The following is a 15,722-nucleotide window of genomic DNA, read 5'->3' as shown; positions in this document are numbered from 1 at the left end:
CGCGGGACGGCTGAAGGCTGGGGTGATCAGCCTTGGCGCGCCCGCATTTGCTGCACGAATCGGATGATCCGCATCGTGTCAAGCGCGGTGAACCGACCGATGGGCCCAGTCGAGTAGCACGCTTGGGCGACCTTGCCGCCCGGCGCCAAGATGAACCCGGTGGCGTGCAGGATGCCCCGCGCCTCTTCGGTGTAGGCACCGGTGAGCGACGACACCTCGGCCATGTCGGCGCTGTGCAGCATCTTCACCGTGCGCAGCTGCAAGCCGTCTGACAACCGCTGCGTGGTGTCCTTGTCGTCCACTGAGAGCGCCACGACGCTGGCGCCCAGCGTTTTGAGCAGCGAGCCTGCACCGTCGAAGTCAACCAACTGTTGACGGCAGTACGGTCACCAGTGGCCCCGGTACACCAGCACCACGCCCCAGCCGTCGCCGAAGACGTCGGGGATCGTGACCTGCCCGCCATCGAGATCGCTCAGGGTGAGCTCGGGGAACATGTCTCCGCTGTCGAGCTTCATCGGTTGCCTCGCCTTTCTGCCGGTGCCGCCGGACACTACCGCCGGATGCCCCGTCGAGTCCCTCAGGCACACCCCGCTGAAGGCAATACTGGCGGTCGACGCATGCATGCGTGAGAAGGGGTGCACCTCATGACCGACTGGCTGGGCATCGACCATCTGTTCAAGCTGACTGCCGGCGAGGCGGTGCTGGGATTCCTCACGCCGCTGTTCGTCTGCGCTTTCGTCTTCGTGGCACACATGATCCTGCCCGCCCGGCGCGTGACCGGCTACGCCACCAACCGTGAGACCGGCGAGCCCCGCAGCTACCGGCTCAACGGCATCTTGGTGTTCGTCCTCGCGCACATCGTCTGGGCGTTCGAGCTGTTCGGCCTGCCGCGGGAGTGGTTCTACGAGTCGACCATGTACGCGATCGCCGGCGGCGTGATTATCGCCGCCATCGCGACCATGTTCGTGGTGTTCACCCAGCCCCCGGGCGAGCACAAGAACCCGCTCAAGGCGTTCTATCTCGGCCGAGCGCAGGAACTGCAGTTCTTCAACAACCGCTTCGACCTCAAGATGTACTTCTACATCGTCGGCGGCACGATGCTGTCGCTCAACGCCTGGTCGGGGCTCGCATGGCATGTCGACTTCGTCGATGACGTCAATCCCGGCCTGATCCTCTACGTCGTCATCAACTCCTTCTACGTCTTCGACTACTTCGTGTGGGAGCGGGTGCAGCTCTACACCTACGACCTCATCCACGAGAACGTCGGATTCAAGCTCGTCTGGGGCGGACCGTTCGTGTGGGGCTGGATGTTCGTGCTGCCGCTGTGGGGCTTGGCGAAACATCCCGATCCGGGCTGGGCCGGCGGCTGGATGTACTTCTGGCTGATCGGCAGCGCCGTGCTGTTCGTGGCGGGCTGGGTGATCTCACGTGGCTCCAACATGCAGAAGTACACCTTCAAGCGCTGGCCCGATCGCCCCTTCCTGGGCATCAAGCCGGAGATCATCGTGGCCGGCGACCGCAAGATCCTCTGCAGCGGCTTCTGGGGGAAGGCGAGGCACTTCGGCTACTCCGGCGAAGCCCTGTACGGGCTGTCCAACGCGCTGGTGTTCGGGCACTTCACCAACCTGTGGGCCTGGAGCTACTTGATCCTCATCGTGACCTTCTTCGTGCCTCGCCAGTTCGAGGACGACAAGGTCTGCGCCGAGAAATACGGCGCAGAGAAGTGGGCCGAATACCAGGCCCGGGTGCCGTACCGGATCATCCCCGGCGTCTTCTAGCGCCGGCCGGCTGCAGGGGTACCGGAGAGGAGGCCACCGATGTTCGAGCGGCTCGGCATCGGCCACTTGGTCGAGTTGACGGCGGGCGAGGCGGTGCTGGGATTCCTCACACCGCTGTTCGTGATGGCCGCGTTCTTCGTGCTGCAGACGGTCATTCCCGGCAAGCGCGTTCCCGGATACGTCATCGACGCCGAGACGGGCCAGCCCCGCAGCTACCGCCTCAACGGGTTGGCAGTGTTCGTGGTGGCCCAAGCGCTGTGGTGGTTCGAGCTCACCGGCATGCCACGCGACTGGTTCTACCGCTCATCGCTGTACGCCGTAGCCGGCGGCACGGCCTTGGCCGTCATCATGACGCTGATCGCCGTGTTCAGCCAGCCCGAGGGCGACGTCAAGAACAAGTTCCTGGCATGTTGGTTCGGCCGCGCCCAGGAAATGCAGTTCTTCAACAACCGCATCGATCTCAAGATGTACTTCTACGTGGTGGGCGGCACGATGCTGTCGCTCAACGCCTTCTCCGGCGCAGTCTGGCACTACGAGAACGTCGACAACCCGAATCCGGGCGCGTACCTCTTCGCAGCGTTCTTCACCCTCTACGTCTTCGACTACTTCATCTTCGAGCGAGTGCAGCTCTACACGTTCGACATCATCTACGAGCGCCTCGGGTTCAAGATGTTCTGGGGCGGCCTGTTCGTCTACGGCTGGATGTTCATCATCCCGATGTGGGGCATGGCAGCGCACCCGGACCCGGGCCACGCAGGGGGTTGGCGCGCGCTCTGGCTGATCGGCGCACCGGCGCTCTACGTGACGGGCTGGTGCATCAGCCGTGGCGCCAACATGCAGAAGTACACCTTCAAGCGATGGCCCGAACGCAGCTTCCTGGGCATCAAGCCCGAGATCATCGAAGCCGGCGAGCGCAAGATTCTCTGCAGCGGCTTCTGGGGCGCATCCCGCCATCCCAACTACATGGGCGAAGTGTTCTACGGGTTGGGCCTCGCCGTGGCGTGGGGCCACTTCGGCAACCTCTGGGCGTGGCTCTACCTGATCTATGTCTTTGCGCTGTTCAGCTACCGGCAGATGGACGACGACAAGCGCTGCGCGCAGAAGTACGGCCTCGAGAAATGGACCGAGTACCGAGAGCGCGTCCCCTACCGCATCATCCCCGGCATCTACTGAGCGGACGCATTCCTAGCCGATTCAGCGTCGACCGATCACCCGTGCCGCCCGCATCAGTGGGCGCTGCAGGACTCGAACCTGCGACCCCCTCCTTGTAAGGGAGGTGCTCTCGCCATCTGAGCTAAGCGCCCCCGCCGGCGGGGCTTCGCAGGCTACCGTTCGGCTCCTGGCGCAGATTCCTCATGCTGAGCATGCCCGAGCAGCACGGCCAGCTCGGCGGTGCTGGCCGCGACCGGGCCCCTGCGCTCGCTGTGGCTGAGGTGGAAGAGCTCCCTGCCACCAGCCTCGCCGGTCCATGCGCCTGCTTCGGCGCAGATCAGGACGCCCGCTGCGTAGTCCCAGACGCCGTGGTTCGAGTTGAGGTCGATGTAGGCGTCGAGCCGACCGCAGGCGACGGCGCACAGGTCCAACGCGGCGGAGCCGAGCACCCGTACCTGCCAGACCGGAAGGTCAGCGCCGGGGCGACCCGAGACGCCGATGACCGCCCGCTCGCCGTTCGTGCGTCCGCTGGGGATGATCGGCTGGCCGTTCCGGCGCGCGCCGTCGCCGGCGGTAGCCGTGAACTCCTCGCCCGACACAAGGTGTCGCACCAGACCTGCCACTGGCGTGAGCCCTTCCACGGCGCACAGGCTGATGCAGTAGTGCGGGATACCCCGCGAGGCATTGGTCGAGCCGTCGACCGGGTCGATGATGACGGTGCTGGCACCGCTGCCCGGACGCAGGCCCGATTCCTCGCTCAGCACGCCCACGCCAGCCGCGTCGAGCACCTCGAGCGCCGCAGCGTCTGCCACCTGGTCGAGCGCATACTGATCCGGGCGGTCGCCGCCGTCGTGCCAACGATCGAACGTGCTGAGCGCCGCCTGGACAGCGTCCGCCGTCTGCCGCAGCAGGCTGAGCCAATCCCCGCGCCAGTCGCCGACGGCCGTCATCGGCCGGAGACTACCGACGGCCCGCGTGACCCCTCCCCGCATCGACGGCGCAGCACGAATATTCCGGTCGAGACGGACCGTGGCGGGCTATAGCCTCCGCGCATCGACTCGGCGCAGCGTGGGGAGCGTCCTGATGGCAGCGATCGATATCGCCGGCTACGTGACCAGCCTGAAAGACCATGCGCACGCGCACGGGTTTCATATCCATGACGAGCGGCAGTTCATCGAGACCTACAGCCTGCGCCAGACGTGGGAGGTCGACCTGCACCCAGCAGAGGCCTGCGGGGGGCCGCTCGACCTGCATCTCACGCTGGAGGTCGATCCGCGCACGATGCTGTCCTTCGAGGATGTGCTGTGGGCGACGCCGGAGGACGATCTTCCCCCCGACGAGTTCTGGCTGCCGCTGCACTTCACCTGGGCCCTGCCGCCGCTCGACCACAGCCCCGACATGCTCGTCCTGGCGACCGACCTCGCCGGGCTGGGAGGCACAGCCCTGCCGGTCGAGGTCTCTGCCATCGACTCGCTGACCTCAGTGACCGACCCAGCCAAGCGGACGCTCATGATCGTGGCCCGCAAGGAGCTGTCGCTCCAGGCGCTGCTACGGGGCGAAGACGATATGTGCGAGCCCTTCGACCTGTGCACCAAGATCTGCGACTACCTGCTGCACCACGCCAATGACTGGTACGACGAGGTCCCCTCGTAACGGTCTCGGCACATTCGGCCGCATCGGCCTGCGTCCGCTGCGGCGCCGTCGTCAGGTGGGGTTGATGACGACTCCGGCTTCGCTGACCCGGCCTGACGCTATGTTGCGCTCGAATGCCTCCGCCGCCTCAGGCGTGCCGACCGGGTAGAAGCACCGGTACAGGTGGGTGCCTGCGTCCGGGTCTGTCTCGCCGTCATCGCCGCCGCCGGCAACGACAGATCGGGTTGGCGCTTTCGTCGGCACCTCGATGAGCGCCGGCTCTTCGGCGTAGCAGAGGTCCTGCGCGTACTTGCAGCGAGGCGCGAACTTGCAGCCTGACGGAAGGTGAGTCATCTGGGGCGGCTGGCCGCCGATGATCTCCAAGCGCGCATGGCTGTCGTCGGTGACTTTCGGGATCGACCGGAACAGCGCCTCGGTGTAGGGCATCTTCATGTCGCGAAAGAGCGTCTTGGTCGAGGCGCGCTCCACGATGCGCCCCGCGTACATCACGATGATCTCGTCGGTGCGACCGGCCACGATTCCGAGGTCGTGAGTGATGAGGACGAGCGACATGTCACGCTCGGCCCGCTCGGCCTCGAGGAGATCCAGAATCTGCGCCTGGACGGTGACATCCAGTGCCGTGGTGGGCTCGTCCGCAATGAGCAGGCGAGGACTGCACGCCAAGGCGATGGCGATCACGATGCGCTGGCGCATCCCGCCCGAGAGCTGATGGGGGTATTCGTCAATGCGCCGGTGCGGCTCGGGAATGCCCACCTCTTCGAGCAGGTCGAGCGCTGCGCTGCGTGCGGCGCGTGCCGAGAGGTCACGGTGCACACGCAAGCCCTCGCCCACCTGCTTGCCGATCTTCATGACCGGATTGAGCGAGCCGAGCGGGTCCTGGAAGACCATCGAGAGCTGTGGCCCCCACATCTCGAGCAGCTCCCGGCGGCCCAGCGACATCATGTCGATACCGTCGAAGGTGACCTCGCCCGTCGACGTCACCCTCGACTTGGGCAGCAGTCGCATGATCGAGCGGGACATCACCGACTTGCCCGAGCCTGATTCCCCCACTACGCCGAGGCGAGCCCCCCTGCGCAAGGACCACTCGACCCCGTCGACGGCAACCAGCGGGCCGGCAGCGGTGTGAAACGCCGTGCGCAGGTCGGCAACCTCAAGCAGAGGTGACCCCTCAGCGTGCCGCTCGGCCGCTCTCGACGCGTCCGTCATGAGGCCCCCTGCGATGCCGGGGCTGTTCCGGTCATAACGTCGGCCGGCTCGACACGCTCGGGCGCCAGCTCGCCCACCAGCGGAAAGTGGCAGGCCACGAACCGGCCCGGTGCGATCTCGCGCATCTCGGGCTCCTCGGCTGCGCAGCGCTCGGCAGCATGCGGGCAGCGCGTGCGGAAACGGCAGCCCGACGGGGGATCCATCGGCGAAGGCAGCTCACCGCCGATACGTCCCGACCCCAGCTCTGCTTCTGGGTCTGGCTGCGGTATCGCCGCCAGCAGCAGTTCCGTGTACGGATGCGCGGGCTGGTCGAACATCGCATCGGGTTCGCTGACCTCGCACAGCTTGCCCAGGTACATGACCGCCACCCGGTCGCTCACGTTCTTGACTACCGCCAGGTCATGCGCGATGAAGATCAGCGTCAGGCCCATGAGGTTCTTGAGGTCTTCGAGCAAATTGAGGATCTGCGCCTGCACCGACACGTCCAGAGACGACACGGGCTCGTCGCAGATGATCACCTGGGGCACGCTGACGAGTGCCCGCGCAATCGAGAGTCGTTGTGCCTGGCCTCCCGAGAACTCCCACGGGCGTCGGTCCAAGGCATCGTCGGGGTTGATGCCGACGTAGTCGAGCACCTCCCGCACGCGCGGCTCGGCCCGCTCGCGCTCGACGTCGCGATTCGTCCGGTAGCACCGCAGCACCCAGCGGAACAGCAGGGCGTCGACGACCGCCGATGCCACCAGCACGGCCAGCTTGACGCCTCCGTCCAGACCGGCGATGTAGAACACCTGCAACACCACCATGGCGCTCAGCGTCGTGGCGACCCCGCTGGCGCCGGCGCGCTCGGGCTTCGCTATCGACAGCACAAGCCACACCGCTAGCACGGCGGTGAGCAAGATCAGCCCGCCGGAGTTCAGCCACTGCGCCCAGCCCCCGAAACTCGACCAGGTGCGCCACAGCAAGAACGCGCTGGCGCCAGTGGTGACAACCACGCCCGCGAGCCCGACGGCAGCTGAGACCTCGCCGAACTGACGCGACATCAAGCTGAACGGCAGCATCAATGCCAGCAGTACCCAGGTCAGACCCAAGAGGAGCGCGATCGCAGCGGCAAGCAGCAGCAACGCAAGCGACGGGAAGCCGATGACCGCCGCAGGCACCTGCGTCCACCCCAGCCACGGCTCAGCAGCGCGCTCCTCCACTGTCTCTGACAGGATCCACAGCACGAAGGCCACCGAGGCCAGCAAGCCCACGATGCGCATCGGTGCTGAGGCTCGCCGCAACAGGTTCTGCAGCAGCTCGCCGATGCGGTCCTGCCACACGGCCATGGCGGTTCGCCTCGACACGTTCTCGAGGGCAATGAACAGCGGCTCGGCGATGATGTCGCGCACGCGGCGCCGGGGGTTCAGCGACGAGATCGGGTCCTGGTAGATCATCTGCAGCCGGGGCCGGACCTCGCGAATGGCGTCCTCGTCGAGCTCGGTCAGCTCCTGGCCAGCGAGCTGCACCGTGCCCGATGTCGGCCCTGGCAGCTGCAGGATCGCCCGCCCCGTCGTGCTCTTGCCGCAGCCCGACTCGCCGACCAGCCCGAGAGTCTCGCCCTCCACCAGGTCGAGCGACACGCCCGAGACCGCGTGCACCGTGCGGCCGCCGGCCGCCGGGAACTCGACCACCAAGTCCCGCGCGCTCAGCAGCGCCTGCGGGCGCAGGTGGGCGTTGCCGCTGCCAGCCATCAGAAACCCGACCTCACAGCGCAATCCTCACGAACACAGTCCTCACAGGACCGACTCCCGCGGCTCGAAGTACTGCTGCAGCTTGTCGCCCACGAAATTGAGAGCCAGCACCGTCACGAACATGACGATTGCGGGCATCAGACTGATATGCGCGGCGACATCGAGGTTCGTGCGCCCCTTGTTGATCATGTCGCCCCAAGTGGGCGTCGGCGGCGGGACGCTCAAGCCCAGGAACGCCACCGAGCCCTCCACGACGATCAGGCCCGCCATGATGATGAGCGAGTAGCTGACGAACGAGGGCGCCACGTTCGGCAGGATCTCGCGGAACAGCACCCTGCCGTCCCGGGCCCCGAGCGTCCTGGCGGCGAGCACGAAGTCCTGCCCTGCCCAGCTCAAGGTGGCGGCACGCACGACGCGGGCAATCGGTGCGATCGACAGCAGCACGAAGGTGAACACCAGGATGAAGATGCGCCGCTTGGCTTCGGAGTCCAGGAACAGCACCAACGCGAGGAACAGGATCAGCGGCGGGATCACGAGCGACGCGTTCAGCGTGGCCGTGAGCCAGCGGTCGACCCGGCTGCCGTAGTACCCCGAGACCATGCCCAGCAGGCCGCCGATGATCAGCGCCAGCACCGTGCCGACGGTCGAGATCACCAGGCTCACCTGCGCGCCGTAGATGACCCGGCTGAAGACATCCCGGCCGACGCCGTCGTTGCCGAACCAGTGCGACAGGCTCGGGCCCTGTTTCGATGTGCCCGGGAAGGTCTCGGCCGGATCCTTGATGGGCAGCACGTCGGCGAACACAGCGGCGACAGCGAGCACGACGAGATACACCACCGCCAGCCAGAAGACGAAACCCAGACGCTTACGCACGAGTGCCCACCTCCCGGCCGCGCAGCCGCGGATCCAGCGCCAGATACAGGAAATCGGACATGGTGAGCACGACGATGTACAGCGTCGAGATCACCAGCACGCCTCCCTGCACGGCGATGAAATCTCGCTGGGTCACGCCCAGGAAGATGTACGCCCCCACACCTGGGATCGTGAAGATGAACTCGATGATCAGCGCTCCGCCGATGAGCAGACCGACAGTCAGCCCCACGACCGTCAGCAGCGTGAAACTCGACGGCCGCAGCGCGTGCCGCCACAGGATCCGTCGCGTCGGCAGCCCCTTGCTGCGCGCCAGGTCGATGAACGGCAGGCGCAGCGTGGCGATCATGTCCGACCGGAGCAAGCGCATGAAGACGGCAGCTTGGCCCATCGCCAAGGCCAGCGACGGCAGCAGCATGTGCTTGAAGTGCAACACCACGTCCTCGCCGAGCGGTACGTAGCGCGCCGCAGGAAGCGCCCGGAATCCGATCTCGTTGCCTGCGACGCTGAGCCCCCCGATCGCGAAGAAAAGCACGAGCATGACAGCGAGAACGAAATTCGGCGTGGCCAGGAATCCCAGCATCACGTTGTTGATCGTGCCGTCGGTCTTGGTGCCCTGCCGGTAGCCGGCCCAGATGCCCAGCGGGATCGCGAAGCCGAGAGCCAGCACCACCGAATACGCCATGATCTGCAGCGTCGGGGTCATCGAGCGCGAGATACCGTCGGCAACGTCCTCGCGCAGCACGATCGAGGTTCCGAGATCTCCCGTCAGCACGCCGCCCAGCCAGTTGCCGTACCGATTGAAGAATGGCTCGTCGAGCCCCAGCTCGGTGCGGACGATGGCGATCTGATCTGCGGTGGCAGCCGGTCCCAGGATGTTGATGGCGGGGTCGCCGGGCAGGCTCGCCATCAGCGCGAACACCACGAACGACACACCGACCAGTACCGGGATGACGCTGGCGATACGCCGCAATGCGTACCGGCCGTCAGCAATGCCAGCCCCGACGGTGCCGATGAGCACCAGTACGCCGAAGGTCCAGCTGAACGGGGGTCGCCAGATCCACGCCCACACAATCGTGGCCAGCAGTGCCGCCGCGACGATGCGGCCGAGCTGATCGCGGACGGCCTGCTTCATCGCCGCCGCCTGCCTGCGGCCGTCTCACAACGCTGCACGTTCGTTGCCCTCATCGCCTCAGCCCTGACAGTCGCCGTCGATGCACCAGATCTGCGACAGATGGTGCTTGCCGGTAACGACCGGGAAAACGGGCGCATCATTGCCAGGTATCGACAGGTTGGTGAGATTCTGCACGCGTGGGTCTGCGACGATCCCCCACAGCGTCCAGGTGACCCACAGGTTCCAGACGTTGCGTCCGAATTGTCGATTCACTTCCTCGGCTGCTTCCCGGCGGGCATCAGGGTCCGGATTGTGGCGGATGACCTGGTACAGCGCATCGATCTCGGGATCCTGGAATCGCCCGAGATTCAAGGCGATCTCGTTGATCGGCGCGGCAGAGGCCGAGTTCCACCAGAACCACTGCTCAGAGGGATCGACGCCTCCGTGGTTTCGCATTCCCGTCAGCTGGTAGTGCCCGGCCAGCATGAGACCGATGAACTGGCCCTGCTCGATCGTCTGGATAAGCACTGACAGCTCGTCGCCGAAGATCTCCTGCCACATGGCAACCATGTACTCGACCGACTCCACGCCGGCCGGGTCGTTGGGGGTATTGAACGAGAAGCTGACCGGATTCTGGCCGCTGCGCGTCTTGCACTGGGCGAACTCGGTTCTGGCGGCCTCGGGGTCGTAGGCGGGATAGCCGCTGTCCTCGAGGTAGCCCATGGATCCGGGCGGGAACGGCCCGTTGGCCGCCCGGACGATGCCCCCGAAGAGCTCGTCGACGTAGCGCTCGCCGTCGAATGCGTGGGCCAAGGCCTTGCGGCAGCTCAGATGCACGAGCGGATTGTCTGCGTTGATGCCCAGCGGGTCCATCGGCACCGGTTCATCCACACCCCTGGTCGTCGCCAAGACTGGGTTGGCGCCCGCTGCCACATTCACCATGTTGTAGCCCGTCTCACCGTAGTCGTTGGCCTGCAGCAGAACGAAGTCCGGATTGCTCTCGTACTTGGCGATCTCGTCGGCGTTCGAGGTGTGTATGACGTCGAACTGGCCCGCCTTGAGGCCGCTGGAGCGGCCGACGATGTCGACCGACACCACGAACTCGATCTCGTCTAGGTACGGGAGCTGCTCGCCGGTGATGCCGTTCGGACCGCGCCAGTAATCCGGGTTGCGCTCAGCGATGAAGCTGTTCCCGTTGCCCGGCGTGTAGCTCACGAACCTGAACGCGCCCAGACCTACCGGCGCGGCGGGATCCCCAGTGGCTTGGGCCATGCCCTCGGCCCGCTCCTGCGGGCTCAGGGGCGAGAACGGCGACGAGTACAGCGGATTGTTCGGCAGCGTTTCGAGCCACGCCGGCGAGAACATGAAGCCGCACGACTCGGCTCGGCCGTAGGGTCCGAAACCGATGGCAAATGGCTGCTCGGTCCTGACGGTGACGGTCTGGCCTTCGCCGGTGATCTCGGAGATGCCCAGGAACGCAGTTCCGGTGAGCTGGCCGATCTTGCAGAGATTGAGGTTGTAGGCCACTGCCTCACCGGTCAGCGGCGTGCCGTCGTGGAAGCTGATGCCGTCCCGGATCTGGAGGGTCCATTCGGTGTAGTCCGCGTTGTGCGCTTCGGACTCGACCAGATACGGCACAACTGCGCCGTCGGCGTCGGTGACATACAGCGAGTCGCTGATCGCGCGGAAGATCATCCGGCAGCTGATCGCGCACGACGACGCATAGTGCACGAACGGATTGGCCGTGTCGGCCTCTATCCCGTACACCAGTCGACCGCCATGGACGGGCCCCGCCATGTCGTCGCGGGTGTCCTCGCCCGAGGCCTCACCGGCCTCGCGTGCCTCCACGACCGCTTCTTGCTGCTCCGACAGCGTCGTGGCCGGCCCTGGTGCCACAACGTCCACGGTGTCCGGCTCCGATCCGGTGTCCTCACCGGTGTCGCTCCGGCACGCCGATGCGAACAGCGCAATCGAGATAACGACGGCCCACGTCGCCGCTGGGCAGTGCGTGCGATATCCCAGCGGCGTCATCGCACCGGTCCCCAGTCGGCCCTGACGTCGCCGGTCACTGCTGGCAGTCTCCGTCAGTGCACCAGATCTGGGCCACGTGGTGAGCGCCGGAGTTCACCGCAAACGCTCCCGTCTCGCTGCCCGGTATGGGCAGGTTGGTGAGATTCTGAACCCGCGGATTGGCGACAATCCCCCACAGCGTCCAGTGCGTCCAGAGGTTCCAGACATTGCGCCCAAAGGCCCGGTTGACCTCTTCCGCCGCCTCGCGGCGAGCGAGTGGATCGGGATTGTGGCGGATGACGTCGTATGCCGCATCGATAGCAGGGTCCTGGAAGCGTCCGACGTTCGAGGCCAGCTCGGGCACCCTGGGGTCGATCGGAAGCGCAGTCACCGAGTTCCACCACAGCCACTGCTCGATCGGATCCACGCCGCCGTGGCTCCGCATGGCCATCATCTCATAGAGGCCCGCGAGCGCCAGGCCGAAGTACTGGCCTTGCTCGATGGGCTGGATCGTCACCGCGATCTCGTCGCCGAACGCGTGCCGCCACATCGACACGATGAGCTCGTTCGACTCGACGTTGAACGGGTCGTTGGTGCTGTTGAATCCGAAGGTCACGGGGTTCTGGCCGCTGTCGGCCTTGCACTGGACGAACTCGGCCCGCGCTGCTTCGACGTCATGGGACGGGTAGCCGGAGTCAGCCAGGTAGCCCATGCTGCCTGGCGGGAACGGTCCATTGGCCACCTGGACCAGGCCGTGATACCGCTCATTGACGAAGCGCTCGCCGTCGAAGGCGTGCGCCAATGCCCTGCGGCAGCTCACGTGCACCAGCGGGTTCGCGGCGTTGAGTCCCAGCGGATCCATAGGGACGGGCTCGTCGAGCCCGCGCTGGTCTGCGAGCACGGGGTTCGTCCCCGAGGCCACGTTCATAAAGCTGAAGTGCGTTTCGCCGAAGTTGTTGGCCTGCAGCAGCACGAAGTCGTCGTTGCTCTCGTACTTGGCGATCTCGTCTGCGTTGTCGGTGTGGATGACGTGGAACTGACCGCCTCTCAGCCCGTTCGAGCGGCCGGTGATGTCCACCGACACCACGAACTCGATCTCGTCCAGGTACGGCAAATCTTCGCCGGTGATGCCATTGGGGCCCCGCCAGTAGTCCGGGTTGCGCTCGGCGATGAAGCTGTTGCCGTTGCCCGGCGTGTACTCCACGAATCTGAAGGCGCCGAGTCCCACCGGTGCCGACGGGTCGCCGGTGGCGTTGGCCAAGCCTTCGGTTCGCTCCTCGGCCGTCAGGGGTGAGAACGGCGATATGTACATCGGATTGTTCGGCAGCGTCTCCAGCCATGCCGGGGAGAACATGAAGCCGCAGCCTTGCTCCCTCGACGCCGGGCCTGGGCCGGTCGCGAACGGGATGGACGTCTCGTAGTGGACGAGCTGGCCCTCGCCCCAGACGTTCTCGATGCCCAGGTAACCGGGTCCGGTCTGCTGGCTGAAACGGCACAGGTTGATGTTGTAGGCAACGGCTTCGCCGGTCAGCGGCGTCCCGTCATGGAACGTGATGCCGTCGCGGATCCGCAGCGTCCACGTGAGGAAGTCGTCGCTGGGAGTCTCGGATTCCACGAGGTACGGCACGATGTCGCCGTTGGCGTCGGTGACATACATCGACTCGGTGATCGCACGCATGATCATGCGACAGCTGACAGCGCACAGCGCTGCGTAGGGCGCGAACGGGTTGGCCGTGTCCGCCTCGATGCCGTACACCAGCCGACCGCCATGGACTGGCCCCGCCGTCTCGCCGCGGGTGTCCTCGCCCGTGGCCTCGCCGGCCTCGCGAGCTTCGACGACTTCCGCCTGGGCCGCAGGCAAGGTCGTCGCCGCTTCGGCCGCTGCGGCATCACCGGCGTCGGGCTGAGTGCCTGCGCTGTCGCCGCCGTCGCCGCCCGCGCAGGCGACGGCAATCAGCGCGAACGCTGCCGCTGCTGCCAGCGAACGCGCTCGCGCCAATTGCCGCCTCCCCCTTCGTTCTGGTGGACCTCAGCCCTGGCAGTTCCCGTCTGTGCACCAGATCTGCGTCAGGTGGTGCTTGCCGGAGATCACCGGGAAGGTGTTCTCGGCATTGTCGGGGATCGGCAGGTCGGTGATGTTCTGCACCCGCGGGTTGGCGATGATGCCCCACAGGGTCCAGTACGTCCACAGGTTCCAGACGTTCTCGGCGAATGACCGGTTGATCGCCTCGGCAGCCGCGCGCCGTGCATCGGGATCAGGCACATGTCGGATGACGTTCAGCGCATCGAAGATCGCCGGATCCAGGAAGCGTCCGAAGTTCAGCGCCAGCTCGGGCACCGAGGGGTCGACCGGGCTCGCCGTGAACGGGCTCCACCAGTACCACTGCTCGGAGGGATCCACGCCGCCGTGATTGCGCCAGCCCTGCATCTGGAACACGCCGGCCAGTGCGAGGCCGATGTACTGGCCCTGCTCGATCGGCGCGATCGACACCGCCAGCTCGTCGCCGAAAGCGTCGTTCCACATAGACACGATCAGCTCGTTGGACTCCACGTTGAACGCGTCATTGGTGGTGTTGAACGCGAACGCCACCGGGTTCTGACCGCTGTCGGCCTTGCACTGCTCGAACTCCGCCCGTGCGGCGTCGACGTCATAGGCCGGGTAACCCGAGTCCTCCAAGTAGCCCACGCTGCCCGGCGGGAACGGCCCATTGGCCACCTGCACCAGGCCCTGGTGCCGCTCGTTGGCAAAGCGCTCGCCGTCGAAGGCGTGTGCCATCGCCGCGCGGCAGCTCCGGTGAACCAGCGGATTCGTGGCATTGAGCCCCAGCGGATCCATCGGGATCGGCTCGGCGGCGCCGCGGACGACTTGCAGCCACGGGTTCACGCCCGAAGCCACGTTGATGAGGTTGTGGCTGGTCTCGCCGAAGTCGTTGGCCTGCAGCAGCACGAAGTCTTCGTCGCCCTCGTACTTGGAGATCTCATCGGCGTTCGCCGTGTGGATGATGTCGAACTGGCCGGCTTTCAGACCGTTCGAGCGGCCCTGGATGTCCACGGCCACCACGAATTCGATCTCGTCCAAGTACGGCAGGTTCTCACCGGTGATGCCGTTCTCTCCGCGCCAGTAGTCCGGGTTGCGCTCGGCGATGAAGCTGTTGCCGTTGCCCGGCGTGTAGCTCACGTACCTGAAGGCGCCCAGTCCGACCGGAGCCGAGGGATCGCCGGTGGCATTCGCGAGCGCCGCCTCGCGCTGCTGCTCAGTGAGCGGAGATGCCGGCGACACGTACAGCGGGTTGTTCGGCAGCGTTGACATCCATGCCTGGCTGAACATCTGGCCGCACACCTCGGCGCGGCCCGCCGGGCCGACGCCGGCCGCCAGCGGCTGGCCGGGGCTGGCAGTGACCGTGACGGTCTGGCCCTCGCCGACGACGCTGTCGACACCCAGGAACGCCGGGCCCGTCAACTGGCTCAGGCGGCACAGGTTGATGTTGTAGGCCACGGCCTCACCGGTGAGCGGCGTGCCGTCGTGGAACTTGATGCCGTCGCGGATCGTGAGCGTCCACACCATGTAGTCGTCGCTGTGCTCTTCTGACTCCACCAGGTAGGGCACGATCTCGCCGTCGGCATCGGTGATGTACAGCGAGTCCGTGATGGCCCGGAAGATCATCCTGCAACTGATGGCGCACGACGTCGCGTAGTGCACGAATGGATTGGCCGAGTCGGCTTCGATGCCGTACACGAGCTTGCCGCCATGTACCGGACCGGTCTCGGTCTCGCGCACGTCCTCGCCGGTGGCCTCGCCTGCCTCGCGGGCTTCGACGACCTCTTCTTCCTCTTCGGACAAGGTGGTCGTGGGTGCATCCTCGGTCGTTGCCTGCGTTGTGTCGGGCTCCGGTGCGGCACCATCGCCGGTGTCGCCGCCGTCATCTCCGCCACCGCATGCGACGGCGATCAGTGCGAACGCCGCGAGGACCACGCCGATCCGGATGCCGAACGAGCGCCGTGATCCGCGTCGGCGCTGCCTGCTGGTGAGTTGATCGGCATCGCGCCGCGTGTGACCTCTTTGCATCGTGGATATTCCTCCCCCACTGCGCCACCGCGGCGCTTCCGGCGAAACCTACTAGCCCTGCTGATGGACTCCGTACCCGGCCCCGTACTCGACTCTGCACCTCGTTCCGCGTGCGACTGCATCGCATCCTGGACCGGTACGGT

General features: G+C 66.1%; 12 protein-coding genes, 1 tRNA gene and 2 pseudogenes. 3 read left to right on the top strand and 12 right to left on the bottom strand.

Annotated elements, in window-relative coordinates:
- Positions 1–26: 26 nt before the first annotated feature.
- Together ACOGXE_RS15745 and ACOGXE_RS15740 are read right to left on the bottom strand one after the other, a co-directional pair.
- On the bottom strand, positions 27–368 hold the full coding sequence (locus ACOGXE_RS15745) for a peroxiredoxin (protein ID WP_419931836.1): 342 nt from the start codon (positions 366–368) through the stop codon (positions 27–29).
- Between the two features lie 18 nt (positions 369–386).
- Positions 387–515: a hypothetical protein gene (locus ACOGXE_RS15740; RefSeq protein ID WP_419931835.1), complete on the bottom strand. Its 129-nt coding sequence runs from the start codon at positions 513–515 to the stop codon at positions 387–389.
- A gap of 129 nt (positions 516–644) precedes the next feature.
- Between ACOGXE_RS15740 and ACOGXE_RS15735 the strand changes: the two genes are divergently transcribed.
- Positions 645–1,778: an ergosterol biosynthesis protein gene (locus tag ACOGXE_RS15735; protein WP_419931834.1), complete on the top strand. Its 1,134-nt coding sequence runs from the start codon at positions 645–647 to the stop codon at positions 1,776–1,778.
- A 39-nt stretch (positions 1,779–1,817) separates the two neighbouring features.
- Entirely contained in the window at positions 1,818–2,951 is a 1,134-nt protein-coding gene (locus ACOGXE_RS15730) for a DUF1295 domain-containing protein (RefSeq protein ID WP_419931833.1), read from the top strand.
- Between the two features lie 57 nt (positions 2,952–3,008).
- Here ACOGXE_RS15730 and ACOGXE_RS15725 read toward each other — a convergent pair.
- Both ACOGXE_RS15725 and ACOGXE_RS15720 read right to left on the bottom strand, forming a co-directional pair.
- Positions 3,009–3,082 (bottom strand) — tRNA-Val (locus tag ACOGXE_RS15725).
- 21 nt (positions 3,083–3,103) lie between these two features.
- Positions 3,104–3,880: an inositol monophosphatase family protein gene (locus ACOGXE_RS15720; protein ID WP_419931832.1), complete on the bottom strand. Its 777-nt coding sequence runs from the start codon at positions 3,878–3,880 to the stop codon at positions 3,104–3,106.
- Positions 3,881–4,013: 133 nt separating this feature from the next.
- On the opposite strand from ACOGXE_RS15720, the gene ACOGXE_RS15715 reads away from it, so the two are divergent.
- Complete coding sequence (locus tag ACOGXE_RS15715) at positions 4,014–4,583, top strand: hypothetical protein (protein WP_419931831.1); 570 nt, start codon at positions 4,014–4,016, stop codon at positions 4,581–4,583.
- A 51-nt stretch (positions 4,584–4,634) separates the two neighbouring features.
- On the opposite strand, the gene ACOGXE_RS15710 is transcribed toward ACOGXE_RS15715, so the two are convergent.
- The 8 genes and pseudogenes from ACOGXE_RS15710 to ACOGXE_RS15675 form a co-directional block, all read right to left on the bottom strand.
- Complete coding sequence (locus ACOGXE_RS15710; RefSeq protein ID WP_419931830.1) at positions 4,635–5,789, bottom strand: ABC transporter ATP-binding protein; 1,155 nt, start codon at positions 5,787–5,789, stop codon at positions 4,635–4,637.
- Positions 5,786–6,457 (bottom strand): annotated as a pseudogene (locus ACOGXE_RS15705) (oligopeptide/dipeptide ABC transporter ATP-binding protein); the annotation flags it as partial. The pseudogene ACOGXE_RS15705 and the gene ACOGXE_RS15710, both read right to left, overlap by 4 nt.
- A 687-nt stretch (positions 6,458–7,144) precedes the next feature.
- Positions 7,145–7,519 (bottom strand): annotated as a pseudogene (locus ACOGXE_RS15700) (ATP-binding cassette domain-containing protein); the annotation flags it as partial.
- A gap of 42 nt (positions 7,520–7,561) precedes the next feature.
- Positions 7,562–8,392: an ABC transporter permease gene (locus tag ACOGXE_RS15695; protein ID WP_419931829.1), complete on the bottom strand. Its 831-nt coding sequence runs from the start codon at positions 8,390–8,392 to the stop codon at positions 7,562–7,564.
- Positions 8,385–9,524 carry an ABC transporter permease gene (locus ACOGXE_RS15690; RefSeq protein WP_419931828.1) on the bottom strand — a complete coding sequence of 380 codons (1,140 nt, stop codon included), beginning with the start codon at positions 9,522–9,524 and terminating at the stop codon, positions 8,385–8,387. Before ACOGXE_RS15690 ends, ACOGXE_RS15695 begins: the two co-directional genes overlap by 8 nt.
- A 57-nt stretch (positions 9,525–9,581) precedes the next feature.
- Positions 9,582–11,534 (bottom strand): ABC transporter substrate-binding protein, encoded by a 1,953-nt coding sequence (locus ACOGXE_RS15685; protein ID WP_419931827.1) that lies wholly within the window; start codon positions 11,532–11,534, stop codon positions 9,582–9,584.
- Positions 11,535–11,568: 34 nt separating this feature from the next.
- A complete protein-coding gene (locus ACOGXE_RS15680; protein WP_419931826.1) occupies positions 11,569–13,512 on the bottom strand; it encodes an ABC transporter substrate-binding protein in 1,944 nt (647 codons plus the stop codon).
- Between the two features lie 30 nt (positions 13,513–13,542).
- On the bottom strand, positions 13,543–15,579 hold the full coding sequence (locus tag ACOGXE_RS15675) for an ABC transporter substrate-binding protein (RefSeq protein WP_419931825.1): 2,037 nt from the start codon (positions 15,577–15,579) through the stop codon (positions 13,543–13,545).
- Between the last annotated feature and the right edge of the window lie 143 nt (positions 15,580–15,722).

Origin of the sequence: Candidatus Poriferisodalis sp. (genome assembly GCF_965208555.1) — a bacterium.
Lineage (GTDB): Bacteria > Actinomycetota > Acidimicrobiia > Acidimicrobiales > Poriferisodalaceae > Poriferisodalis.
Note: the sequence above shows the minus strand (reverse complement) of the source record. Positions and strands in the feature narration are given on the sequence as shown.